Annotated in this window: 22 protein-coding genes; 10 read left to right on the top strand and 12 right to left on the bottom strand. The window is 71.6% G+C overall.

Going from position 1 to position 21,973, the window contains the following annotated elements:
- Positions 1-12: 12 nt before the first annotated feature.
- From QWU11_RS05700 to QWU11_RS05710, 3 genes are all read left to right on the top strand, one after another.
- Positions 13-960, top strand: coding sequence for an ABC transporter ATP-binding protein (locus tag QWU11_RS05700; protein WP_290103959.1), 948 nt, complete (start codon positions 13-15; stop codon positions 958-960).
- Positions 947-1,624 carry an ABC transporter ATP-binding protein gene (locus tag QWU11_RS05705; protein WP_290103960.1) on the top strand — a complete coding sequence of 226 codons (678 nt, stop codon included), beginning with the start codon at positions 947-949 and terminating at the stop codon, positions 1,622-1,624. Before QWU11_RS05700 ends, QWU11_RS05705 begins: the two co-directional genes overlap by 14 nt.
- Before the next feature lie 248 nt (positions 1,625-1,872).
- Positions 1,873-2,745, top strand: a complete 873-nt coding sequence (locus tag QWU11_RS05710) for a hypothetical protein (protein ID WP_290103961.1) — start codon at positions 1,873-1,875, stop codon at positions 2,743-2,745.
- A 78-nt stretch (positions 2,746-2,823) separates the two neighbouring features.
- Here QWU11_RS05710 and QWU11_RS05715 read toward each other — a convergent pair whose 3' ends face one another.
- The 5 genes from QWU11_RS05715 to QWU11_RS05735 all read right to left on the bottom strand — a co-directional run bounded on the left by QWU11_RS05715 (position 2,824) and on the right by QWU11_RS05735 (position 6,920).
- Positions 2,824-3,444, bottom strand: coding sequence for a hypothetical protein (locus QWU11_RS05715; RefSeq protein ID WP_290103962.1), 621 nt, complete (start codon positions 3,442-3,444; stop codon positions 2,824-2,826).
- Positions 3,431-4,027 (bottom strand): sigma-70 family RNA polymerase sigma factor, encoded by a 597-nt coding sequence (locus tag QWU11_RS05720; protein ID WP_290103963.1) that lies wholly within the window; start codon positions 4,025-4,027, stop codon positions 3,431-3,433. The genes QWU11_RS05715 and QWU11_RS05720 overlap by 14 nt, the downstream gene beginning before the upstream one ends.
- A 348-nt stretch (positions 4,028-4,375) precedes the next feature.
- A complete protein-coding gene (locus QWU11_RS05725) occupies positions 4,376-5,905 on the bottom strand; it encodes an MDR family MFS transporter (protein WP_290103964.1) in 1,530 nt (509 codons plus the stop codon).
- A gap of 155 nt (positions 5,906-6,060) precedes the next feature.
- Positions 6,061-6,330 carry a hypothetical protein gene (locus tag QWU11_RS05730; RefSeq protein ID WP_290103965.1) on the bottom strand — a complete coding sequence of 90 codons (270 nt, stop codon included), beginning with the start codon at positions 6,328-6,330 and terminating at the stop codon, positions 6,061-6,063.
- Positions 6,331-6,467: 137 nt separating this feature from the next.
- Entirely contained in the window at positions 6,468-6,920 is a 453-nt protein-coding gene (locus QWU11_RS05735) for a hypothetical protein (RefSeq protein WP_290103966.1), read from the bottom strand.
- Positions 6,921-7,214: 294 nt separating this feature from the next.
- On the opposite strand from QWU11_RS05735, the gene QWU11_RS05740 reads away from it, so the two are divergent.
- The 3 genes from QWU11_RS05740 (at position 7,215) to QWU11_RS05750 (ending at position 10,547) form a co-directional block, all read left to right on the top strand.
- Entirely contained in the window at positions 7,215-7,805 is a 591-nt protein-coding gene (locus tag QWU11_RS05740) for a hypothetical protein (RefSeq protein ID WP_290103967.1), read from the top strand.
- Between the two features lie 88 nt (positions 7,806-7,893).
- A complete protein-coding gene (locus tag QWU11_RS05745) occupies positions 7,894-8,655 on the top strand; it encodes a 3-hydroxybutyrate dehydrogenase (protein ID WP_290103968.1) in 762 nt (253 codons plus the stop codon).
- A gap of 17 nt (positions 8,656-8,672) precedes the next feature.
- On the top strand, positions 8,673-10,547 hold the full coding sequence (locus tag QWU11_RS05750; RefSeq protein ID WP_290103969.1) for a GAF domain-containing protein: 1,875 nt from the start codon (positions 8,673-8,675) through the stop codon (positions 10,545-10,547).
- Here QWU11_RS05750 and QWU11_RS05755 read toward each other — a convergent pair.
- Genes QWU11_RS05755 through QWU11_RS05775 form a run of 5 tightly spaced genes read right to left on the bottom strand, consistent with a single transcriptional unit; the run spans position 10,537 to position 15,070 of the window.
- Positions 10,537-11,520: a branched-chain amino acid ABC transporter permease gene (locus QWU11_RS05755; protein WP_290103970.1), complete on the bottom strand. Its 984-nt coding sequence runs from the start codon at positions 11,518-11,520 to the stop codon at positions 10,537-10,539. The two genes, QWU11_RS05750 and QWU11_RS05755, sit on opposite strands and share 11 nt — an antisense overlap.
- Positions 11,517-12,380 carry a branched-chain amino acid ABC transporter permease gene (locus QWU11_RS05760; RefSeq protein WP_290103971.1) on the bottom strand — a complete coding sequence of 288 codons (864 nt, stop codon included), beginning with the start codon at positions 12,378-12,380 and terminating at the stop codon, positions 11,517-11,519. Before QWU11_RS05760 ends, QWU11_RS05755 begins: the two co-directional genes overlap by 4 nt.
- 1 nt (position 12,381) lies before the next feature.
- On the bottom strand, positions 12,382-13,623 hold the full coding sequence (locus QWU11_RS05765; protein ID WP_290103972.1) for an ABC transporter substrate-binding protein: 1,242 nt from the start codon (positions 13,621-13,623) through the stop codon (positions 12,382-12,384).
- A gap of 12 nt (positions 13,624-13,635) precedes the next feature.
- Positions 13,636-14,328: an ABC transporter ATP-binding protein gene (locus QWU11_RS05770; protein ID WP_290103973.1), complete on the bottom strand. Its 693-nt coding sequence runs from the start codon at positions 14,326-14,328 to the stop codon at positions 13,636-13,638.
- The gene (locus QWU11_RS05775; RefSeq protein ID WP_290103974.1) at positions 14,315-15,070 is read right to left on the bottom strand and encodes an ABC transporter ATP-binding protein; all 756 of its coding nucleotides are present in this window, start codon (positions 15,068-15,070) and stop codon (positions 14,315-14,317) included. Before QWU11_RS05775 ends, QWU11_RS05770 begins: the two co-directional genes overlap by 14 nt.
- A 288-nt stretch (positions 15,071-15,358) precedes the next feature.
- Here QWU11_RS05775 and QWU11_RS05780 point away from each other — a divergent pair, with 288 nt between their 5' ends.
- The 4 genes from QWU11_RS05780 (at position 15,359) to QWU11_RS05795 (ending at position 19,001) form a co-directional block, all read left to right on the top strand.
- The gene (locus tag QWU11_RS05780) at positions 15,359-16,735 is read left to right on the top strand and encodes a tannase/feruloyl esterase family alpha/beta hydrolase (protein WP_290103975.1); all 1,377 of its coding nucleotides are present in this window, start codon (positions 15,359-15,361) and stop codon (positions 16,733-16,735) included.
- The gene (locus tag QWU11_RS05785; RefSeq protein WP_290103976.1) at positions 16,732-17,736 is read left to right on the top strand and encodes a PHB depolymerase family esterase; all 1,005 of its coding nucleotides are present in this window, start codon (positions 16,732-16,734) and stop codon (positions 17,734-17,736) included. Before QWU11_RS05780 ends, QWU11_RS05785 begins: the two co-directional genes overlap by 4 nt.
- A gap of 67 nt (positions 17,737-17,803) precedes the next feature.
- On the top strand, positions 17,804-18,571 hold the full coding sequence (locus QWU11_RS05790) for a M15 family metallopeptidase (protein ID WP_290103977.1): 768 nt from the start codon (positions 17,804-17,806) through the stop codon (positions 18,569-18,571).
- A gap of 67 nt (positions 18,572-18,638) precedes the next feature.
- Positions 18,639-19,001: a hypothetical protein gene (locus QWU11_RS05795; protein WP_290103978.1), complete on the top strand. Its 363-nt coding sequence runs from the start codon at positions 18,639-18,641 to the stop codon at positions 18,999-19,001.
- 71 nt (positions 19,002-19,072) lie between these two features.
- Here QWU11_RS05795 and QWU11_RS05800 read toward each other — a convergent pair whose 3' ends face one another.
- Positions 19,073-19,363, bottom strand: a complete 291-nt coding sequence (locus tag QWU11_RS05800; protein ID WP_290103979.1) for a TetR family transcriptional regulator — start codon at positions 19,361-19,363, stop codon at positions 19,073-19,075.
- Positions 19,364-19,388: 25 nt separating this feature from the next.
- The gene (gene alaS, locus QWU11_RS05805; RefSeq protein ID WP_290103980.1) at positions 19,389-21,953 is read right to left on the bottom strand and encodes an alanine--tRNA ligase; all 2,565 of its coding nucleotides are present in this window, start codon (positions 21,951-21,953) and stop codon (positions 19,389-19,391) included.
- Positions 21,954-21,973: the final 20 nt, after the last annotated feature.

Genomic DNA, 21,973 nt, shown 5'->3' on the forward strand with positions numbered 1-21,973 from the left:
ATCGGGAGACACATGGCTGACGCACCTGACCTCGCCGAACTGGAACGGCGTGCCACCGGACGCGGCCCGGAGTACGGCGCGGACGCGCACATCGTCTGCGACAACCTCGTACGGATCTACCAGACGCAGGGCGTCGAGGTGATCGCACTGCAGGGGCTGGACCTGCTCGTCGCCTCGGGCGAGATGATCGCCCTGGTGGGCGCCTCCGGGTCGGGCAAGTCCACGTTGCTGAACATCCTTGCCGGGCTCGACGTGCCGACCGCCGGGGTGGCGCGGGTGGCCGGGGCGGACCTGCTGGACATGTCGGGCCGTGACCGGCTGCGGTTCCGGCGCGAGCTGGTGGGGTTCGTCTGGCAGCAGACCTCGCGGAACCTCCTCCCGTACCTCACGGCCGCCGAGAACGTCGAGATGCCGATGCGGTTCGCGGGCCGGCGGCGCGCGTCACGCCGCGCACGCGCCGAGTCGCTGCTCGACCTGATGGGCATCGGGCACCGCGCGTCCGCCCGGCCGGCCGAGATGTCGGGCGGCGAGCAGCAGCGCGTCGCCATCGCGGTGGCCGTGGCCAACGAGCCCAAGGTGGTCCTGGCCGACGAGCCGACCGGCGAACTGGACACGTCGACGGGCGCGGAGGTGTTCGGCGCTCTGCGCCGCGCCAACCGCGAGCTGGGCGTCACCACGGTCATCGTGACCCACGACCCGGACGTGGCCGGCAACGTCGACCGCACGGTCGGCATCCGCGACGGCCGTACGAGCAGCGAGATCCTGCGCCGGGCCACACGCCACGCCTCGGGCCACGTGGAGATCGTCGCCGAGGAGTACGCGGTGCTCGACCGCGCCGGGCGGCTGCAGCTGCCTCGTGAGTTCACCACGTCGCTGTCGATGAAGGACCGCGTACGACTCGCGCTGGAGACCGACCACATCGGCGTCTGGCCGGACCGGAGCGACGATGATCACCGTTGAGGGGCTGACCAAGACGTACCAGCGTGGACCTCTTTCGGTCCACGCGCTGCGGTCCGTGAGCTTCACCGTCGCCCCGGGCGAGCTGCTCGCGGTCAAGGGCCGGTCGGGCTCGGGCAAGACGACGCTGCTGAACCTCATCGGGGGTCTGGACACGCCGTCGTCGGGTTCGGTGGTCGTGGGCTCGGAGGAGGTGACCGGTCTCGGGGAGGCGGGCCTGCAGCGGATGCGCCGGGAGACGGTGGGCTTCGTGTTCCAGTCGTTCGGCCTGATCCCGGTGCTCTCGGCGGCCGAGAACGTGGGCGTCGCCCTGCGCCTGACCCGCACGCCGGCCCGGGAACGCGAGGAGCGGGTACGGCTGCTGCTGGCGATGGTGGGACTCGCCGATCACGCGCGGCAGCGGCCTTATGAGCTCTCTGGGGGGCAGCAGCAGCGGGTCGCCATCGCGCGGGCGCTGGCCCACCGGCCACGGGTACTGATCGCGGACGAGCCCACGGGGCAGCTCGACTCGGAGACGGCCCAGTCGATCATGCAGCTGATCCACGCCGTCGTCCGCGACCAGGGCGTGACGGCCCTCGTCGCGACCCACGACCCACTCCTCATCCACCACGCGGACCGCGTCATCGAACTGAGCGACGGCGAACTCATCCGCACGGACGAGGCCTGACCCGATTCGCAGCGCGCTTCGTTCGGGACGAAGGGGTCGACGGAGTTCTCCCTTCTCCCTGAACAGCGCTCGGCAGGCATGCAGTCGGCGCCTGGTGGAAATAGACAACGCGGGCCGAAGAAGATCGTTTCCCGTTTCGAGAACGGCAGACGTCCCATTCCGAACACTTCAAATAATTGCGATAGTCCCGCCTATGTCCGGCTCAGGAGCCCTGGGCTGTGCTCGTCGCGGGAAACGGGGGAAGCCACATGAGTTCATTCACCAGAACGGCCGGCGTCATCGGCGCCACCGTGCTCACGACGGCGGCGCTCACCACGGCTCCATCGGCTGAGGCCGCGACCGGGTCCCGCGTCATCGCGGTGCCGTGCAGCACCGCGGCCCTGATCACGGCGATCGGTGTGGCCAACGTGACACCGTCCACGCTCCATCTGGCGCCGTCCTGCACCTACGTCCTGACCGGCGGGCTACCGACGATCAGCGGCACCATGGCCTTCGTCGGCGGGCCGAGCACGAGGCTCAGGGCCACCAACATCATCTCGAACAACTTCCGCATCCTTTCCGTCATCGGCGGACACCTCCGCGTGCGCGGGATCTTCATCGAGAACGCGAGCCTGATCAACGCCGGTGGCGCCGCCGTCCTGAACCTGAACGGCACGCTCGTGCTCGACCACGTCACCCTGACCGGCAACACGGTGACGAACGGGGCCGGCGGCGGTCTGCAGAACGCCGCCGGTTCCACCACGCTGGTGACACGCAGCACCATCGTCGGCAACACCTCTGTGGGGGCGACCGACAACGGCGGCGGCATCCTCAACGAGGGCACTCTGACGCTGTTCCAGAGCCGCGTCTCCGCCAACACCACCTCGGCGGGCGGCGCCGGCCTGGCGACCTCGGCCGGCGGCACCTCACGCGTCATCCAGAGCACGATCGACCACAACGCCGCCACGGGGAACGGCGGCGGCGTCTTCAACGCCGGGTCCACCTCGATCGAACGCACTCGGATCGTCCGCAACAGCGCGGCCTCCGGCGGCGGAGTCTTCGGCTCCGTCACGGCCCGCGGCTCGATCGTCCGTCGCAACGTGCCCGACAACTGCGTCCCGGCCGGCCCGGGCTGCGGATGACTCATCCCGGCGGCGGATGACACCTCCGCCTCCGGCCTGTGGGGCCAGGACGACGTCCTGACCCCTCCGGGTCACCCATCAGCCGCCGCGGCTGGGGACGACGTCCCCGGGTACCGGATCGCACGGCGCGACCGGCCCGTTGGCCAACCTGATCGCGGCGCGCTGGCCGCGGTGGTGGGGGCTCGTCGACACCTGAACGGTGTAGACGAAGGTCTGGCCAGGTCGGATGTACTCCGGGTGGATCTTGAAGTAGTGGTCCTTGCCGCCCAGCGGTGCCCAGTCGACCATCGCGCGTGGCATCCGGCCGGGGGGGACGAAGTCGGCGCGGGAATCCTGGCAGGTCATCCCGGCGGGCAGGTAGTCCACGGCGGCCTTGACGCCGAACGAGTCGATCCGTCGCTGCAGGCCCTTCGGGTCCCGGTAGTCATTGATGGAGATGCGGATCGACCCGTCGGGATCGCGCTCCACCGCGTACGCCGGGGACGTGTGCATCCCGAGCAGCGACGGGTCGGCGACCGTGACCGCCGCGGTGGCGACGATCACGGCGCCCCCCGCGAGCACCAGCCGGCGGCGGGGCCTGCGGGTGGCCGGGCCGGGCATGGGCGCGGGCTCGTCGGCCGGGCGGGCCGCGACGACGTGCCTGAGTTCGGTGAGCAGGTGCTCCTCGAAGGCACTGAGCCGCTGGTCAGATGTACTCATGTGCGTTCCCTCTGGTCGATGGCAGCGGGACCTGGCCAGTGAGCAGATCACGCAGTTGCTTGCGGGCGCGGTGGAGCCGGACGCGGGCGGTGATCGGCGACAGGTGGAGTGCGGCCGCGGCCGCCGACACCGCCAGACCGTCGACGGCGACGAGTTCCAACAGCCGGCGCGTCTCGTCCGGCATGTCGGCCATGGCGTGGTGGACCCGGCGGGCCGAGCTCTCGGCGTCGATGCGTTCCTCGATCCGGGCGATGTCTGCCGGATCCAGCGGCCGCCGCCCGGCGATGCGGAGGGTGGCCGCCGTCTCCCGCCGGGCGCGACGGTGTTCGGCGGCGAGGACGTTGTAGGCCACGCCGAACATCCAGCCGACGACGCTGCCCCGGTCCGGACGGTACGTGTGGGCCGAGTCGATGATCGCCAGGAAGACGTCGGCGGTCAGATCGGCCGCCAGGTACGGATCGTCGACCCGTCGCGCGATGAACCGGCTCACCTGTACGACATGGCGTCGGTAGAACTCCTCGAACGCATCCGGATCGTGCGCGATATCGGCGAGCTGACGCTCTGTCCGGTCCGGGTCTCCCACAGGAGGCCTCCAGCTTTCGGTTGTCGATGGACATCCGTCACTCAGTACTTGGACCGGCCGCACCGCGACGTTTCATGGATCCGCCACCCGCGATGATCGTTGGCAGTCGATCACTCCGCCCCGGACCTACAAGCAGGTGGCCGAGTGCGAGAAGAGCAGGCGGAAGAAGCACTAGCCGGGTCGAGCGGCGCCTCCGGCAGGAGGGAACCACGGGGCGATATGGCAGCCACTGGGTAGTTGACGGTTAAATGACACTGTCCGCCTCCCCCGTGCGTGACATCGTCTCGGGACGAACTGCATTCAACAGGTACGGGGGAGGCGGACCCCGCCCGCGCGAGCGGGCAGGAGTCAGTCGTCGGCCAGGCTCTCGATCCTTCGAGGCATGAGGAACAGGGCGGCCACACCGAGGGCGGCCGTCACGACGACCGCGACGAAGACCTGGTGTGCCGCACCGTACAAGGCCGACCGTACGAAGGCCGTAACGTCGCGGCCACCGGACCGGGCGTGTCCCGCCAGGACGAGGCTCGTCGCGTCGACGCTGCTCGGCAGCCGCCCGGCCAGTGCCGCCGGCGGGTGGGCGAACCGCGCCGCGAGCGTGGCGTTGGCGATCGCGCCGAACACCGCGGCGCCCACGGCGCTGCCCAGGGAACGGCTGAACATGTTGATGCCGGTGACCACCCCGCGGCGGTCCCAGCCGACGACCGACTGGGCGGCGACCAGGATCGGGCTCGCCATGAAGCCCAGGCCCACGCCGACGACGAAGCACGCCGCGGCCACCTCCCACACCTGGGAGTGCGGGCCGAGCAGCAGGCACAGCGCGGTGCCCATCACGAGGATCACGTTGCCGGCCAGACCCGTGTCGCGGAAGCCGAACCGCAGGTAGACGCGGCCGGACATGGTCGCCGCGAGCGGCCAGCCGACGGTCAGGGCGGCCAGAGCGAACCCGGCCATCAGGGCGCCGGTGCCGAGCACGCCCTGGGCGTACGTCGGCACGTACGAGCTCAGGCCGATCATGACCGCGCCGACGACGACCGCGGACAGATTGCCGCCGGTGAGGACGCGGCGGCCGAAGACCCACAGCGGCAGGATCGGCTCGGCGGCCTTGCGCTCGACCAGGACGAAGCCGGCGAGCATGGCCGCGCCGATGACGAAGACCGACAGGCCGGGCACCGACGTCCAGCCCCACGACACGCCGCCCTCGAGCAGGCCGAGGATGACCAGCGAACAGCCGCCGATGAGCAGGACCGCGCCCGCGTAGTCGATCCGGTGCGGGCGCCGCGTCACCGACTCCTTGAACCGGCGGGCGAGCATCCAGGCGGCGACCGCACCGAGCGGGATGTTGACGAAGAAGATCCAGCGCCACGAGACGTACTGGGAGAACACGCCACCGAGTGCCGGGCCGACCACCGCGGAGATGCCCCACACGCTGGCGAGGTACCCCTGCACCCGCGCGCGCTCCTCGACGGTGTACATGTCGCCGACCATCGTCATGCTCATCGGCTGTACGGCGCCCGCGCCGATGCCCTGCACCGCGCGGAAGGCGATCAGCGCGGGCATGCTCCACGCGATCCCGCACAGCACCGACCCGACGAGGAAGACCCCGATGCCGAAGAACATCACCGGCCGGCGGCCGACCACGTCCGCGAACTTCCCGTACAGCGGCGTGGTCACCGCCTGGGTCAGCAGGTAGATCGAGAACAGCCAGGGGAACTGCGAGAACCCGCCCAGGTCGCTGACCACGGACGGCACCGCCGTGGCGATGATCGTGCTGTCCAGGGCGACGAGACCCGTGCTGAGCATGAGGGCCGCGAGCACCGGCCCGCGTTCGGACCGGAAACCGACGCCCTTCGGGGTCGCGGGTGAGCGCGTCGTCGTCACGTAGGGGTCTCCTTGGGGGCCGCGGCCTGCGGGGAGGCATGGGTACGGGGGCCGGTCCCGGCGCCCGACGACGTGACCGGCCCACCATTCCTACATCAGCCGCCAACCGATCTTCGACCGCGCGCATTCCGCCCTGGCGCGATGCGGCCACCGGGTCAGGGGGTACGGCGTGCGGCGCCGTCCGCGTCGGCCTCGATCGCCGGGCGGGTGCCCGGGGGCAGGGTCCGTACGCGCAGGCCGGCGCAGACCGGGCAGGACGGTTCGATCCAGGGCGGCATGCTCGCCGTCCCCTTGTGGCGCCAGGTCACCACCTGGCCGCCATGGCCGTCGGCGGCGTGCCACGCCTCGTACACGCTCTCCCAGGCATGTTCGCAGGTCAGGCAGGTGAAGGGCCAGGTCTGAAGAATGATGTGCGGTTTTCTCATGACGTGCTGCGCTCCTGGAATCCGGCAGGACGAAGTGCTGGCAGATCACAGCGGGCGCGGCCCCGGGCAGCGGGCACCTGCGCGCGGGCGAGCAGAGGATCAGCCGACGCGCGCGCGTCCGGGGTGCGCCGGAGCGGTCACGTACGCGACGCGCACAGGTCGATCAGCAGGCCGGCCCCCGAGCGCCGGACCGGCGGCAGGGACGACATGCCCGACAGGCGGGCGTGGCCCGGGACGCCCGTGACGAACGGCGCCGGCAGCGAGGACCGGAGCGGTGCCCCGGCCTGCCACGGACCGGCGGACCGCTCCTGCGGCGAGGCGCGGTGGGTCATGACCCCGCAGGGCGCGTGGTGGTGGGGGCGCGGCGCCTGCCGGCACGGCCGGCCGGCCTCACCGGCCCGGTCGGCGCCGGCGGCGACGCCGGACGACGGCTCGACGGGCACGACGCAGGTCTCCACCGGCGCGCCCAGCACTCCGGCGTGAGCGCCCGGCGGGCACAGACTCGAATGAAGTACGACTCCGACGAACATGAACAGCAACAGCGCCCATCGGCGGCCGTGGGTGGTGTTCACACTCGCGTCGGCAATCATCAGGCGGCATACTACTCTCAGTGATGTTCGACCACGAAGAGTGGAAATCCTCCCCTCACCCGGCCATTCGCCCCCACCGCGGCCCGTAAGATCACCTCCGCCCCGGGTCGTCCCGTGCGGAAAGCCCGCAGCGTACGGCCTCCCTGGCGGCGGACCGCCCTCCGGACCGGCCCGGACCACACGACACCGGCATGGCCGTCACAGCAGAGTTCGTTGACTCCGAGTAATTGACCTGTGACAGTGAGCAACGTAATTCGCCACGTCCCGCGGCCGAGCCGTGGTCAAGGAGATGGCATGTCGATTCACAGGTTCATTCCGCCGGCCGGCATCGCGGTCGCCGGCGTCACTCTCGCGACCACCGGCCTGGTCTCCGCGGCGACCACCGGGCCGCGTGCCGTCGCGGCGGCGGGGACGACGGCCTGTGCCGGCTCGCAGACCGTGGCCTACTCCCCCGGCCTTTCCACGCGGCCCCGTGCGATCACCGTCCACGGGACGAGCACGCTGGGCCGGTGCGTGTCGAGCGCCGACCCGGCCATCACCGGCGGAAAGTCGACCTTCAAGGCCACCGGCCGGCTCTCGTGCACGTCCGGCGACTACTCCGGCACCCGCAAGGTCACCTGGAACAACGGCCGGACCAGCACGATGACCTTCCGGTCGGTCGTCTCGGTCTCCGCCGGCCAGAGCATCGTCACGATCAAGGGCACGGTCACGGACGGCGAGTTCAGCGGGCGGAAGTGGAGCGCGATCTTCACCATGTTCGCCCGGAGGCCCGCCGCCTGCCTCACGCCGGCGGGCCTGCCCACCGCGTCCGGGCGGCTGCTGCTCGACGTCGGCTCGCTCGTACCCGGAAGGACGCCGGAGAAGGCCGGGCCGCTCCAGCGCTGAGGAGATGTGGTGCACCACATCGAAACGCCCCTCGTCATGGAGACATCCCCCGTGGAGCGGCCGGGGCAACCGGTCTAGGTTCACTGGCATGGACAAGGCGAAGACCGGCGAGCTGGCGGGCCGTACGGCGGTGGTGACCGGCGGGGCGAGCGGGATCGGCCGCGCGTGCGCCCGCCGGCTGGCCGAGGCGGGCGCGCACGTGATCGTGGTCGACATCAGCGCCGAGCGGGCCGAAGAGGCCGCGCGCGAGGCCGGTGGTGAGTTCGTGGTGGCCGACCTGTCCGACCCGGACGTGGTCGACACCCTGCGGCTCGGCGCCGACATCGTCATCAACAACGCCGGACTGCAGCACGTGGCCCCGGTGCACGAGTTCCCGCCGGAGGAGTTCGCCCGCATCCTGCGGCTCATGGTCGAGACGCCGTTCCGGCTCGTACGCCGCCTGCTGCCCGGCATGTACGACCAGGGCTGGGGCCGGATCGTCAACGTCTCCTCCGTGCACGGGCTCGTCGCGTCGCCGTACAAGGTCGCCTATGTCACCGCCAAGCACGCCATCGAGGGCATGTCCAAGGTCGTCGCGCTGGAGGGCGCCGAGCACGGCGTGACCTCCAACTGCGTCAACCCCTCCTACGTACGGACCCCGCTGGTGGAGAACCAGATCACCGCCCAGGCCGAGGCGCACGGCCTGACCGAGGCCGAGGTGATCGAGCAGGTCATGCTGGAGCCCGCGGCGATCAAGCGGCTGCTCGAACCCGCCGAGGTCGCCGACGTCGTCGCCTACCTCTGCTCGGACCACGCGTCCTTCATCACCGGCACCTCGGTGCCGATCGACGGCGGCTGGACCGCGCACTGACCCCCGACCTACGGACGATGCCCCCCGTGAACACCCGCATCTTCTTCGAGCTGCTGGCCCGCGAGGCCCCGGCGGTGGAGTTCGAGACGCCGGTCGACGAGGCGCGGGCCGGCGGCGCCTCCGCCGCCGTGCTGGCCGAGCTCGAGCAGGCCAAGACGGCCGCGCTGCGCGTACGCGCGCTGCTGGCGCGGCGCGCCCGCCGCGAGGTGGAGCTGTCCGCGCTGTTCGAGACCGCCGGCGACCTGGCGAGCCTGCGCGACCTCGACGCCGTCCTCAAGGCCATCGTGCGCCGGGCCCGGCAACTGCTCAACGCCGACGTCGCGTACATGACGCTCAACGACCCCGCCCGCGGCGACACCTACATGCGCGTCACCGACGGGTCGATCTCCCGTGCCTTCCAGCGGCTGCGGCTGCCGCTCGGCGCCGGGCTCGGCGGCCTCGTCGCGCAGACCGGCGCGCCGTACGCCAGCTCGGGCTACCTGCACGACGAACGGTTCCGGCACACCGGCTCGATCGACGGCGGCGTCACCGAGGAGGGCCTGGTCGGCATCCTGGGCGTGCCGATGCGGCTCGGCGAACGGGTGATCGGCGTGTTGTTCGCCGCCGACCGCGCCGAGCGGTCGTTCGCCCAGGAGGAGGTCGCGCTGCTGTGCTCGCTGGCCGCCCACGCGGCCGTCGCGATCGACAACGCGCGCCTGCTGCAGGAGACCCGCGTCACGCTGGAGGAGCTGAGCGCGGCGAGCGAGGCCGCACGGGTGCACAGCGACGCGGTGGAACGCGCCGCGCGGGCACACGACCGGATGACCGACCTGGTCGTACGCGGCGGCGGCGTGGAGGACGTGGCCTCGGTGGTGACCGACATCCTCGGCGGCTCACTCGTCGTGCTCGACGCCGACGGCCGCCGGCTCGCCGAGGTCGGCCACGTGGTGCGGGTGGGCGAAGACCTGATCACCCGCTCCCGTGCCCTCGGCCGTACGGCGCGCCGCGGCGACCTGCGCGTCACGCCGATCGGTGCGGGCGCGGAGGCGCTCGGCACGCTCGCGCTGGACGCGGCCGGCGACATCGCCGACGCCGACGAGCGCATCCTGGAGCGCGCCGCGCTGGTCATGGCGCTGCTCCTGCTGTTCCGCCGCAACATGACCGAGGTCGAGGGCAGGGTGCGCGGCGAGCTGCTGGACGACCTCGTCGCCGGGCACGTCTCGGACCCGGACGCGCTCGACGCGCGGGCCCGCCGGCTCGGCGTCGACCTCGGCGCCGCCCACGTGCTCGTCGTCGCCCGGCACGACGGACGCCGGGAGCAGGCCGCGTTCTGGGCCTCCTCGTTCTCCGCCGTCGAACACGGCCTCAGCACCGCCTACTCCGGCGAGGTGGTCCTGCTGCTGCCCGGCGACCGGCCCGAGGAGACCGCCTGCCGGGTGGCCAAGGAGCTCGGTGCCGCGCTCGGCGTACCGGCCACCGCGGGCGCGGCCGGGCCGGTCGCGCTGCCCGGCGGCGCCGAGACGGCCCGGCGGGAGGCGCGGCGCTGCGCGGACGCGCTGCTCGCGCTCGGCCGCGAGGGCGACGGCGCGAGCGCCGACGGCCTGGGCTTCGTCGGCCTGCTCATCGGCGAGGGCGGCGACGCGGGCGCGTTCGTCGAGCGCACGCTCGGCCCGGTCATCGCCTACGACGAGCGGCGCGGCACGGCGCTGACGCGGACGATGGCGATCTACTTCGGCACCGGCGGCAGCCTCGCGCGTACGGCCGGGAAGCTGCACATCCACACCAACACCGTGACGCAACGGCTGGACCGCGTCGGCCGGCTCCTCGGCGCCGACTGGCAGCGGGCCGACCGGGCGCTGCAGATCCAGCTCGCCCTTCACCTGCACCGCCTCCGCGGCTCACTCACGTCCTGACCGGCTCGCCGGTCTTCTCCTCGGCCGGCGCAGGCTCCGGGCGGCGGCGCGCCGTCAGCCACGCCGCCGTGCCCCAGATGCCGCGCCGGAACACCAGTACGGTGACGGCGAAGACGGTGCCGGTGACGATGCCGATCTGCTCGAACCCGGCCGTGGCCAGGTAGTCGTTGAGCTCGACGATCAGGCCCGCCCCGATGACGCCTCCCCACAGGGTGCCGATGCCGCCGAGGACGACCATCATCACGGCCTGCCCTGAGGTGGTCCAGTAGACCTCCTGGAGCGACACGAAACCGTGCCCGACGGCGAACAGCCCGCCGGCCAGTCCGGACAGGACGGCCGAGAGCACGAACGCGAGCAGCTTGTACCGCTCGACCGGGTAGCCGAGCGCGCGGGCGCGAGCCGGGTTGTCCCGTACCGCCACCAGCACCCGCCCGAACGGCGAGCGCACCACGCGCCAGGCCAGCCACAGCCCGAGGACCACGATCGGCAGGCCCGCGTAGTAGAAGAAGAACGCGTCCGACAGGTCGACGCCGAAGAAGTCGCGCGGGATGCCCTGCAGGCCGTTCTCCCCGCCGGTCAGGCCGCGCCACTGGTTGGCGACGAAGTAGACCATCTGCGCGAACGCGAGCGTGACCATGGCGAAGTAGATGCCGGTCCGGCGCACCGACAGCCAGCCGATCGGCACCGCGAGCGCGCCCGCGGCCAGCGCGCCGCCCAGCACGGCGAGCGGGAACGGCAGCCCGCTGTGCGTCGCGACCAGCCCGGCCGCGTACGCCGAGGTGCCCCAGAACGCCGCGTGCCCGAACGACAACAGCCCGGTGAAGCCGAGCAGCAGGTCGACCGCGACCGCGAACAGCGCCCAGCAGATCATGTCCATCGCCACCGGCGGGTAGATCACCCACGGCAGCGCGAGGGCCGCGAGCAGGCCGACGGCGAGCAGGACCGGCCGTGCGGCGAGCGTACGGATGATCACGCGATTCCCTCCTCGCGCCCGAACAGCCCCGCCGGCCGCCAGAGCAGCACCACGACCATGAGGATGAACACCAGCGTCTGGGACAGCGATGGGACGTAGAAGTCGGTCAGCGCGGTCAGCACCCCGACCGCGAAGCCGGACACCACCGAGCCGAAGATCGAGCCGAGCCCGCCGATGACGACCACGGCGAAGACCGCGATGATCAGGTCCGAGCCCATCAGCGGGTTGACCGCGCGCATCGGCGCGGCCAGCACCCCGGCGAGCCCGGCCAGCGCGATGCCCGCGCCGAACACCGGGGTGACCCAGCGCCCGACGTCGATGCCGAACGCGCGGGTGAGCTCGGGCCGCTCGGTCGCCGCCCGTACGATCACGCCCGCCCGCGTACGGGACAGCACGAACCAGACCGCCAGGCAGGCCACCACCGCGACGCCGAGCACGAACACCCGGTAGGCCGGATAGGTGAACAGGCCGAGGTCGGTCGTTCCCGACAGCGCCGGCGGGCGCGGGTACGGCTGGGACTGCACCCCGTACTCCCGCTCGACCAGGTCCTGCAGGATCAGCGCGAGGCCGAAGGTCAGCAGGAAGTTGTGGAGCGGGTCGAGCGCGGTGAGCCGGCGGATGAACAATCGCTCCACGACGACGCCCGCGACGCCGAGCGCGACCGGCACGGCCGGCAGCGCGATCCAGAAGCTCACGCCCCAGTCGTCCAGCAGCACGTACGCCCCGAAGGCGCCGAGCATGTAGAACGCGCCGTGCGCGAAGTTGACCACACCGAGCATGCCGAAGATGACCGCCAGGCCGAGGGCCAGCAGGGCGTAGAACGCCCCGCCGACCAGGCCGTCGAATGCCTGCTGCAGCATGTCAGAGCCTGCAGGCCGCGTCGGGCTGCGGGAACGCCTCGGCCGCCGGGACGGTCTTGAGGATCTTCTCGTAGTCCCAGGGCTCCTTCACCTCGCTCGCGGGCTTCACCTGGGCGAGGTACGCGTCGTGCAGCAGCAGGTGGTCCTGGGCACGGATCTGGGCGTTCTTGGCGAAGACGTCGCCGAACCTGTAGCCCTCCAGCTGCTCGACCACCGCGTCGGACCGGTCGGTGCCGGCCCGCTGGACCGCCTCCAGGTACTCCAGGGCGGCCGAGTAGTTCGCGGCGTGCGCGAACGTCGGGCGCTTGCCCGTCCTGGCCTGGAACCTGTCCGCCCAGGCGCGGTTGTCCGGGCTCGCGTTCCAGTACCAGGCGTCGCTGAACCTGGTGCCCGCCAGGGCGTCCGGGCCGAGCGAGTGGATGTCGGTGAGGAACATCAGGCCGACGGCCAGGCCGATGCCCTTCTTCTTCAGGCCGTACTCGTTGTACTGCTTGACGAGGTTCACCAGATCGCCGCCCGCCTGCATGGCGCCGAGCACCTGCGGCCTGGGGTTCAGCCCGGGGGCCTTGAGCAAGAACGTGGAGAAGTTGTCGTTCGGGAACGGCGTCGGGTCGTTCTTGACGATCGTGCCGCCCGCGCCCTTGATCGAGGCGCTGAAGCTCTTGGTCATGTCCTGCCCGAAGGCGTAGTCCGGGTAGATGATGTACCAGTTCTTCGAGCCGTCCTTGGTGATCGTGTCACCGGTGCCGTGGGCCAGCATGTACGTGTCGAAGCCGTAGTGGAAGGTGTACCTGTTGCACTGCGCGCCCTCCAGCGCGGTGGTGCCGGCGCTGATGTCCATGAAGATCTTCTTCTTCGCCTTGGCCACGCCCGCCACCGCCAGGGCGGCCGAGGAGGTCGGCACGTCGAGGATGAGGTCGGCGCGCTGCCGGTCGTACAGCTCCTGGGCCTTGGAGTTGGCGACCTCGGGCTTGTTCTGGTGGTCGGCGGTGGTGACCTCGATCTTCCCGGCCACCGCCTTGCCGCCGTACTTGGCCGTGAAGTCGGCGATCGCCATCTTGACCGCCTCGACGCTGGCCTTGCCCGACAGGTCGGCGTAGACGCCGGACTGGTCGTTGAGGACGGCGATCTCGATCTTGCCGTCGCTGATCTTTCCGCCGCCCCCGCCGGAGCCGCCGTTGCATCCGGCGGCGAGCAGGGCCACCCCGGCGGCCAGCGCGGCCGTACGCCCGATCGATCTCATCTGTGTTCTCCTTCAGATTCCGAGGTAGCCGAGAAGCTCGTGCTCGCGCGCCCTGACCTCGGCGTTGTCCATCGACTCGGCGATCCGGCCCTCGGCGAGCAGGTAGTGCCGGTCGGCCACGGTGGCGGCGAAGTGGACGTTCTGCTCGATGAGCAGGACGGTCACGCCCTGGGCCTTGACGTCGCGCAGGATGCCGCCGATCTGCTGGACGATCAGCGGGGACAGGCCCTCGGTCGGCTCGTCGCACAGCAGCAGCCGCGCGCCCATCCGCAGGACCCGTGCCAGCGAGAGCATCTGCTGCTCGCCGCCGGACAGCTTGGTGCCCGGCGAACGGCGTCGTTCGCGCAGGCGGGGAAAGGTCTCATAGACCCGCTCCAGCGGCCACGGGTCGGGGCCGGCCTGCGGCGGGAGCGTGAGGTTCTCCTCCACCGACAGGTTCGCGTACACGCCGCGGTCGTCGGGCACGTAGCCGAGTCCGCGGCGCGCACGCCGGTGCGGGGCCTGTCGCGAGATGTCCGCGCCGAGGAACTCCACGGTGCCCTCGGCCTGGGCGTGCAGGCCCATGACGCACCGCAGCAGCGTCGTCTTCCCGGCACCGTTGCGGCCGACCAGTGTGACGATCTCCCCCTCGCCGACCTCCAGGGACACCTCGCGCAGGGCCTGCGCCTCGCCGTACCAGGCGGACAGCCGGTCAATCCGAAGCATCGGCGTCTCCCAGGTAGGCGGCGATGACCCGGGGGTCGCGCCGGATCTCGGCGTACGGGCCCTCGGCGAGGATCCGGCCCGCCTGCAGGACCGTCACCTTGTCGGCGAGCGAGGCGACGACGTTCATGTTGTGCTCGACCAGGACGACGGTGCGGCCGCCGCGTACGCGCCCGATCAGCTCGACGGTGGCGTCGACGTCCTCGGCGCCCATCCCGGCGGTCGGCTCGTCCAGGAGCAGCACCTTCGGGTCGAGCGCGAGGGCCAGCGCGAGCTCCAGTGCCCGCTTGTGCCCGTACGACAGGGCGCCGGCGCGGGTCTCGGCCAGGTCCGCCAGGCGTACCTGGGCCAGGAGCTCCCTCGCCCGGTCGCCGAAGCGCGCCAGCCGCTTGTCCGACCGCCAGAACCGCCAGCCGAGGCCCGTGCCGCCCTGCAACGCCAGCTCGACGTGTTCACGTGCGGTGAGCTGCGAGAACAGGCTGGTGATCTGGAAGGACCGCGCGACGCCGAGGCGGGCGATCCGCTCGGGCGGGCGCCCGGCCAGCTCGTGCGCGCCGAGGGTGATCCGTCCCGCGGTGGGCCGCAGGAAGCCGGTGAGCAGGTTGAACAGCGTCGTCTTCCCGGCGCCGTTCGGGCCCACGAGCGCGTGCACACCGCCCTCGGGGACGTCGAGGTTCACGTCGTCGACGGCGCGGAAGCCGCGGAAATCCTTCGACAGTCCCCGGGCGGAGAGAATCGCTGCCATCCGCTCTCCATTTCGCCGTTGTTGCGCCGTTCTTGGTTCCGGGAACATTAGGACGCGCTTTCACGGCCGACCATGTGCCGCGAACACACAATCGGCCGGTCAGAGGGGTATTCGCGCCCTATAGAGACGCGGTCACCACGGCATCGGCCTCGGGTCCGCCGGTGGCCGATGTGGGTCGCGCACACGTCCGGCGGCGCAAAAGTGTGGCCGTACGCGGTGGAACGGGGCCGCCGATCCGGTGACGATACGGGCGTTCTCGGGGGGAGCCGACGACGCAGGGAGCCTTTGATGCCGCGTGTCCGCTTCACCCGCCTCCTCACCGCGATGACGCTCGGGCTCGCCCTCGTCGCGCCACCGCCCGCCACGGCCGCGCCGCCGCCGTCGCGCTGTGACGTCGCGGTGCCGGGCGCGGCGTACCAGGTGGGCGCGTGCCTGCCCGACCTCACCACCGCGGGCACGGTCGCCGACGGGCACAGCGATCCGGCGCAGTGGGCGGGCCTGCAGCCCGCCGGGGCGCGCAACCCGAGCGGGGTGCCGGGGACGCAGATCGACGGCTACTTCCCCGACGCCTCGACGCTGAACTCCACGCACGGCTGGAACCACGACGCGCAGTTCGTGATCCGGCTGCCCGCGCGCTGGAACGGCGGGCTCGTCGTCGCCGGGACCCCGGGGAACCGCGCGCAGTACGCCAACGACTTCACGATCGCGGACTGGGTGCTGGCCCGCGGCTACGCGTACGCGGCCACCGACAAGGGCAACGTCGGCCCGGCCTTCTACCGCGACGGCCGGCGGCCCGGCGACGCGGTGGCCGAGTGGAACACCCGGGTCACCCAGCTCACGCGTGCCGCCAAGGCCGTCGTCTCGGCCCGGTACGGGCGGGCGCCGACGCGTACGTACGCGGCCGGCGTCTCCAACGGGGGCTACCTCGTCCGCTGGCAGCTCGAGAACCACCCGGAGCTGTACACCGGCGGCGTGGACTGGGAGGGCACGCTGTTCCGCGCGGACGGCCCGAACCCGCTCACCTACCTGCCTTCGCTGCTGAGGAACTACCCGCCGTACGCGGCCGGGTCCGCCGCCGCGCACTCCGCCCTGCTCTCCTCGGGTCTCGCGCCGGGGTCGGAGTTCCTGTGGCCCTACCACGAGCAGGTCTACTGGGACCTGACCCAGCGGATCTACCGGGAGGAGTTCGACCCCTCCTACGACGGCGCGACGGAGGCGGGCACGCCGTACTGCGCGAGCGGCACGCCGGGCTGCGACGCCGACTACTCCTACGCCGCCCGCCCCCGCGCGGTGCACGAGGCCGTCGCCCGCGTCTCGCTGACCGGCCGGATCCGCCGGCCGCTGATCACGCTGCAGGGCACGCTCGACACGCTGCTGCCGATCACGCTGGACGGGGACGTGTACGCGCGGATGGTGCGCTCTCCGGCGTTCCGGTACTACCGCGTGGCCGGCGGCAACCACGTCGACGGGCTGTACGACACCTATCCGGACCGGCTGCGGCCCATCCTGCCGTGCTTCCGCGCCGCGTTCGCCGCGATGGAGGGCTGGTCGGCGGGGCACCTTCCGCCGCCCAGCGCCACGCTCCCACGACCGGCCTCAGGGGATCTCGCCAACACCTGCTCGCTGACACCCCTCAGCGGGCTCCCCCAGGAAGGAGCACGATGATTTCCGCTCTGCGCCGTCTCGCCCTCACGGTGGGGGTGGCCGGCCTGCTCGGCACCGCCGTCACCACACCCGCCCAAGCCGCCTCTTTGGGGCACTACAACATCAGCGCCGTGTACGACTCCGGAGTCTCCTCCGGCGGGTTCATGGCCGACCAGCTCCACGTCGCCTACTCCGGCACGATCAAGGGAACCGGGATCTTCGCCGGCGGGCCGTACCACTGCGCCCTGGGCAGTCTCACGACGGCTCAGCTGGCGTGTATGTACAACATCCAGAGCCGCAACCTCCCGTCGCTGGAGCAGACGGCGCGTACGCGGTCCTCCCAGGGCACGATCGACAACGTCGCGAACCTTTCGGGCCACCGGGTGTACGTCTTCCACGGCACCGCCGACACGACCGTGACCGTCGGCTCCTCCAACGACCTCGTGCAGTTCTACAAGGACTTCGGGGCGAACGTCCGTTATGACAACACGAGCCCGGCCGCGCACTCGTGGGTCAGCCCGCTCGGCCCGAACGCCTGCGGAACGAGCTACACGCCGTACGTCAACAACTGCGGCACCGACCCGGAGGGCACGATGCTGACCCAGCTGTTCGGGTCGGTCGCCGCGCCCGCCAAGACGCCCTCGGCCGGTGTCGTGTCCTTCGACCAGAACGCGTACGCGCCGGGCGGCAGCGCGAGCGCGATCAGCATGGGCGCGACCGGGTACGCCTACGTGCCGCCGTCCTGCGCGTCCGGCGCGTCCTGCCGGCTGATGGTCGCCCTGCACGGCTGCCTGCAGGGCGCGGGCTCGATCGGCACGACGTTCGTGACGAAGGCGCATCTCAATGAGTACGGCGACACGAACAACATGATCGTGCTGTATCCGCAGGCGGTCGCGAAGACCGGCAGCAACCCCAACGGCTGCTGGGACTGGTGGGGCTACCTGAACGCCGGCAACTACGACACCCACGGCGGCGCGCAGATCGAGGCCATCATGAACATGGTCCACGCGCTGGGCGGCTGACACGTTCTCGGGGCCCGCGCTCTTGCGCGGGCCCTTCGTCACTTCGCGTGACCCTTATGGTGGATGCATGCTGAGACGTACGGCCGTGGCGTGCGGCCTCATCGCGGGGGCCCTCTCGCCGGGGGCGGCCGGAGCGGCGGTCCCGCCCGCGCCCGCCGGCTTCGTCGCGCTGCGGTCGGTCGACCCGACGATCCTGCAGGACATCCGCTATGCGACGCCGCACAACTTCACCGGCCGGGTGGTGCCGGGGTACGCCTCGCCGGCCTGCCTTCTGACGTCGCCCGCCGCCCGCGCGCTGCACGGCGTCCAGCGGGGCCTGGTGAGCCGGGGCTACTCGCTGAAGGTCTATGACTGTTACCGTCCGCAACGGGCGGTGGACCGCTTCGTCGCGTGGGCGGCGGGCCCGGACCGCGCGATGAAGGCGGAGTTCTATCCGGAGGTGGACAAGTCCCACCTGTTCACGGACGGCTACATCGCCCGCCGGTCCGGCCACAGCCGGGGCAGCACGGTGGACCTGACGATCGTGAGGTTGCCGGCGGCCCCGGTCCGGGCGTACCGGCTCGGCGAGCGGCTGACGTCGTGCTACGCGCCGAAACGCTTCCCGGACGCCTCGATCGAGATGGGCACGGGCTTCGACTGCTTCGACGAACGCGCCCACACCCTGGACCCGCGCGTGACCGGCCCCGCCCACACGGACCGGCTGTGGCTGAAACGCCTGATGCAGGACGCGGGCTTCACCGGCATCCCGGAGGAGTGGTGGCACTTCACGTACCGAAACGAGCCCCACCCGAACACCTACTTCACCTTCCCCGTCTCCCCGGCGTCCCTCGGATAGCAACATCAGCCCGCGGACAGGCCGCCGGGCTCTTGCGCGTCGCGGCGGCTTCGGTACTTTGACCGGCGTGAAGATCAGGGCGGTTGCCGTCGTTGTCTTAGCCGGGGCCGCGGGGTGCGCTCACGGGCATTCGGTTTCTCCTGCCGCGAGCGGCGTGGCGCCGCCGCGGATCAGGGGCGACATCCTGATGATCGGCGGGCCGTGGCCGGATCGGCACATCCGCCCTCGGACGTCGACCGTTCTCGTGCTGGGGTCCTCCCGCACCACGGTGAAGCGGGTGACCGTCGCCGACGGGGTGTTCGCGTTCACGGTGCCCGCGGGGGACTACGAGGTGAGCGCGCGCGTGGATCAGTTGGTCTGCGGGCCGGCTCAGCGCGTGACCATCCCGTCGCGGGACACCGCGTTGCACTTCGTCTGCCCGATCAAGTAGTCCGGTCCTCGGCTTCGCGGCGGGTGAAGTGGACGATGTCGCTCCAGCGGTTGCCGTTGGGGTCTGCCTGATCAGCGTGTCGAGCCAGGTCGGACGGATACGCGTCTCCTCAGCCCGGCCGAAAAGTCATCTCTGGGCCGTCTGAAGGCGCAGGTGTACGCCGTCGAGGAAGAGGTGATCTGGCCGACGATCCGGTCGGCCATGGCGCCGAGCAGCGCTTCCTTGTTCGTGAAGTGCCAGTAGATGCCGCCGGCCTGCACGCCGAGCCGCGCACCCAGCTTGCGCATGGTCAGGCCGTCGAGGCCGTCGGTGTCCAGCAGCGCCAGGGCTCCGGTCACGATGGCCGCACGCTTCAGCCGCACGCCGCAACCCTGGGTAGAACGATGGTCACGGCGCGACGGCCTCACCGAGGACCTCGACCAGGGACTCCCTCGTCGGAACCGAGGTCAGGCCACCCTGGGCGAGGGCCGCGTTGCCACCGCCCCCGCCGCCCAGCCGGGCGGTCGCGGTCTTCAGCACCTCATCGGCGCGCAGGCGGCCGGACAGGCTCCCCGGGACGCTCACGACCAAGGTCGACCCGCTCCACAGCACGACCACCCGGCCCCGCTTCTCCGCCTCCCGCCGGGCCTCGTTGCGCAGGGCGGCGACCGTGCCCTCCGCCGGGGCCAGCATCACCGGGACCTCGTTCACCACGGTCTCGAAACCGCCCGACACCGTCGCCGCGGCCGCCGGTTTCGGGCCCTTCGCCGCCTCCACCAGGCGCCGGGCCGCCGGTACCACGTCCTTCGCCGGCGTACGCAGCGTCGCCGCCACCTCCGACAGCGACGACGCCTGCTCCAGCGAGTACTCCACCGCGCGGCGGCGGGTCACCGCCACGATCCGGCGTACGCCCGACGCGACGCTCTGTTCCGACACCACCCGGAACGAGCCGATCTGGGACGTACGGTCCACGTGGGTGCCGCCGCACAGCTCCTTGGAGAAGGCGCCGAACGACAGCACGCGTACGGAGTCCTGGCCGTAGTCCTCCCCTTCCAGGGAGAGCGCGCCCGACGCCTTCGCCGACGACGGGTCCATGACCTCCACCTCCCGCGAGGCGTCCGCCAGCACCCAGTCGTTCACCAGGCGCTCCACCGCGACCAGCTCGTCCGCGATCAGCGGGCGCGGATGGGTGAAGTCGAACCTCAGCCGCTGCGGCTCCACCAGCGACCCGGCCTGCCGTACGTGCGGGCCCAGCACCGTACGCAGGGCGGCGTTCAGCAGATGGGTGGCGGTGTGGTTGGCCGCGGTCTCGGCGCGCGAGGCCGCGTCGACCGTCAGCGAGACGACGTCGCCCACCCGCAGGACGCCCGAGCGCACGCTCACCCGGTGCAGGAAACCGCCGCTGTCGTGCACGACGGTCCCGGTGACCTCGCCGAGCCCCTCCACGACCCCGCGGTCGCCGACCTGCCCGCCGCCCTCGCCGTAGAACGGCGTCCGGTCCACGATCATGTCGGCCTCGGTCCCGGCCTCCACCTGGTCCACCGTCGTACCGCCCGCGAACAGCGTGAGGACGGTGCCCTCCGAGGACAGCGTGTCGTAGCCGAGGAACGTCGTCCGGCCGCGCACGGCGACCGGCAGGACGTCGTCCGTCCGCAGCCGGCGGTCCGCGGAGTCCGTCACGCCCCGGCTCAGCACTTTGTGCCGCCGCAGCGCCGCGTCGAACTCCGCGAGATCCAGCGTGGCCCCCTGCGCCGCCGCCAGGTCGCGGGTGATCTCCACCGGCAGGCCGTACGTCGCGAAGAGGTCGAACGCGTCGGTGCCGCTGATGACGTCGTGCCCGGCGATGACCTTGTCGAGGCGGTCGAGCCCGCGCCGTACCGTGACGCCGAACTCGTCGCGCTCCCGCTCGATGGCGGCCAGCACCGCGGATCGCGACGCGGCGAAGTGCGGGTACACCGGTCCCAGCGAGCCCACGACCGCCTCCACGATCGGTGCGACGTCGAACCGGTCCTGGTGGCGGCCCATCGCCAGCGTCACGCACTTGCGGATCAGGCGGCGCGGGACGTAGCCGCGACCCTCGTTCCCCGGCCGTACGCCGTCGGACATGATGGCCACCGCCGCCCTCAGGTGGTCGGCGATCACCCGGTGGTGGTGCAGCACCTCGCCGCCCTCCCCCATGACGTCCTGGACCGAGCGGACCACCGGCGCGAGCAGGCCGGTGTCGTAGACGCTGTCCAGGCCGTTCAGCGCGAGCTCCATGCGCTCCAGGCCCGAACCGGTGTCGACGCTGGTGAACGGCAGCGGCCGCAGCACGCCGTCGAGCCCCTTGTCGAACTGCATGAAGACGCCGGCGTTCCAGATCTCGATGTAGCGCCGCGTCGTGTCGAACTCCCCACCCGGGACGTAGGCGGGGCCGAACTCCTCGCCGGTGTCGAGGAAGACCTCGGTGCAGGGGCCGCAGGGGCCGCTCTCCCCCGCCGGCCCCCAGAAGTTGTCCGACGCGGGCAGGCCCACGATGCGGTCGCGCGGAACGCCCACGCGCTCCCACGCGAGCGCGGACTCCTCGTCCGCCGGCAGGCCGAGCCGCTCGTCGCCGCCGAACACCGTGACGTACAGCCGCCGCGGGTCCAGGCCGAGGTCGCCGGTCAGCAGCTCGTAGGCGAGCTCGACCGCGCGCTCCTTGAAGTAACCGCCGATCGACCAGCTGCCGAGCATCTCGAAGTAGGTGATGTGGTGCCGGTCGCCGACATCGTCGATGTCCTTGGTCCGAATGCAGCCCTGGACGTTGCACAGGTCGGACGCCGGCGGCGTCCGCTCGCCGGTGAAGTACTTCTTCAGCGGGGCCATGCCGGAATTGACGAAGAGCAGGGTCGGGTCGCCGGCCGGCACGACCGAGGCGCCGGGGATGCGCAGGTGGTCGTGGCGCTCGAAGAAGCGCAGGAAGGTTTCGCGAATGCTCTCACCGTCGGCCATGAACCATCCTAGGTACGGGG

This window comes from Actinomadura sp. DC4, assembly GCF_030406325.1.
Taxonomy (GTDB): domain Bacteria; phylum Actinomycetota; class Actinomycetes; order Streptosporangiales; family Streptosporangiaceae; genus Actinoallomurus.

Excerpts from the sequence above, each read along its gene's own strand:
- QWU11_RS05710 (WP_290103961.1), top strand. The coding sequence starts at position 1,873 with ATGAGTTCATTCACCAGAACGGCCGGCGTCATCGGCGCCACCGTGCTC.
- QWU11_RS05780 (WP_290103975.1), top strand. The coding sequence starts at position 15,359 with ATGCCGCGTGTCCGCTTCACCCGCCTCCTCACCGCGATGACGCTCGGG.
- QWU11_RS05760 (WP_290103971.1), bottom strand. The coding sequence starts at position 12,380 with ATGCTGCAGCAGGCATTCGACGGCCTGGTCGGCGGGGCGTTCTACGCC.
- QWU11_RS05750 (WP_290103969.1), top strand. The coding sequence starts at position 8,673 with ATGCCCCCCGTGAACACCCGCATCTTCTTCGAGCTGCTGGCCCGCGAG.
- QWU11_RS05730 (WP_290103965.1), bottom strand. The coding sequence starts at position 6,330 with ATGAGAAAACCGCACATCATTCTTCAGACCTGGCCCTTCACCTGCCTG.
- QWU11_RS05705 (WP_290103960.1), top strand. The coding sequence starts at position 947 with ATGATCACCGTTGAGGGGCTGACCAAGACGTACCAGCGTGGACCTCTT.
- QWU11_RS05700 (WP_290103959.1), top strand. The coding sequence starts at position 13 with ATGGCTGACGCACCTGACCTCGCCGAACTGGAACGGCGTGCCACCGGA.
- QWU11_RS05785 (WP_290103976.1), top strand. The coding sequence starts at position 16,732 with ATGATTTCCGCTCTGCGCCGTCTCGCCCTCACGGTGGGGGTGGCCGGC.
- QWU11_RS05735 (WP_290103966.1), bottom strand. The coding sequence starts at position 6,920 with ATGATTGCCGACGCGAGTGTGAACACCACCCACGGCCGCCGATGGGCG.
- QWU11_RS05715 (WP_290103962.1), bottom strand. The coding sequence starts at position 3,444 with ATGAGTACATCTGACCAGCGGCTCAGTGCCTTCGAGGAGCACCTGCTC.
- QWU11_RS05775 (WP_290103974.1), bottom strand. The coding sequence starts at position 15,070 with ATGGCAGCGATTCTCTCCGCCCGGGGACTGTCGAAGGATTTCCGCGGC.
- QWU11_RS05745 (WP_290103968.1), top strand. The coding sequence starts at position 7,894 with ATGGACAAGGCGAAGACCGGCGAGCTGGCGGGCCGTACGGCGGTGGTG.
- alaS (WP_290103980.1), bottom strand. The coding sequence starts at position 21,953 with ATGGCCGACGGTGAGAGCATTCGCGAAACCTTCCTGCGCTTCTTCGAG.
- QWU11_RS05740 (WP_290103967.1), top strand. The coding sequence starts at position 7,215 with ATGTCGATTCACAGGTTCATTCCGCCGGCCGGCATCGCGGTCGCCGGC.
- QWU11_RS05770 (WP_290103973.1), bottom strand. The coding sequence starts at position 14,328 with ATGCTTCGGATTGACCGGCTGTCCGCCTGGTACGGCGAGGCGCAGGCC.
- QWU11_RS05765 (WP_290103972.1), bottom strand. The coding sequence starts at position 13,623 with ATGAGATCGATCGGGCGTACGGCCGCGCTGGCCGCCGGGGTGGCCCTG.
- QWU11_RS05790 (WP_290103977.1), top strand. The coding sequence starts at position 17,804 with ATGCTGAGACGTACGGCCGTGGCGTGCGGCCTCATCGCGGGGGCCCTC.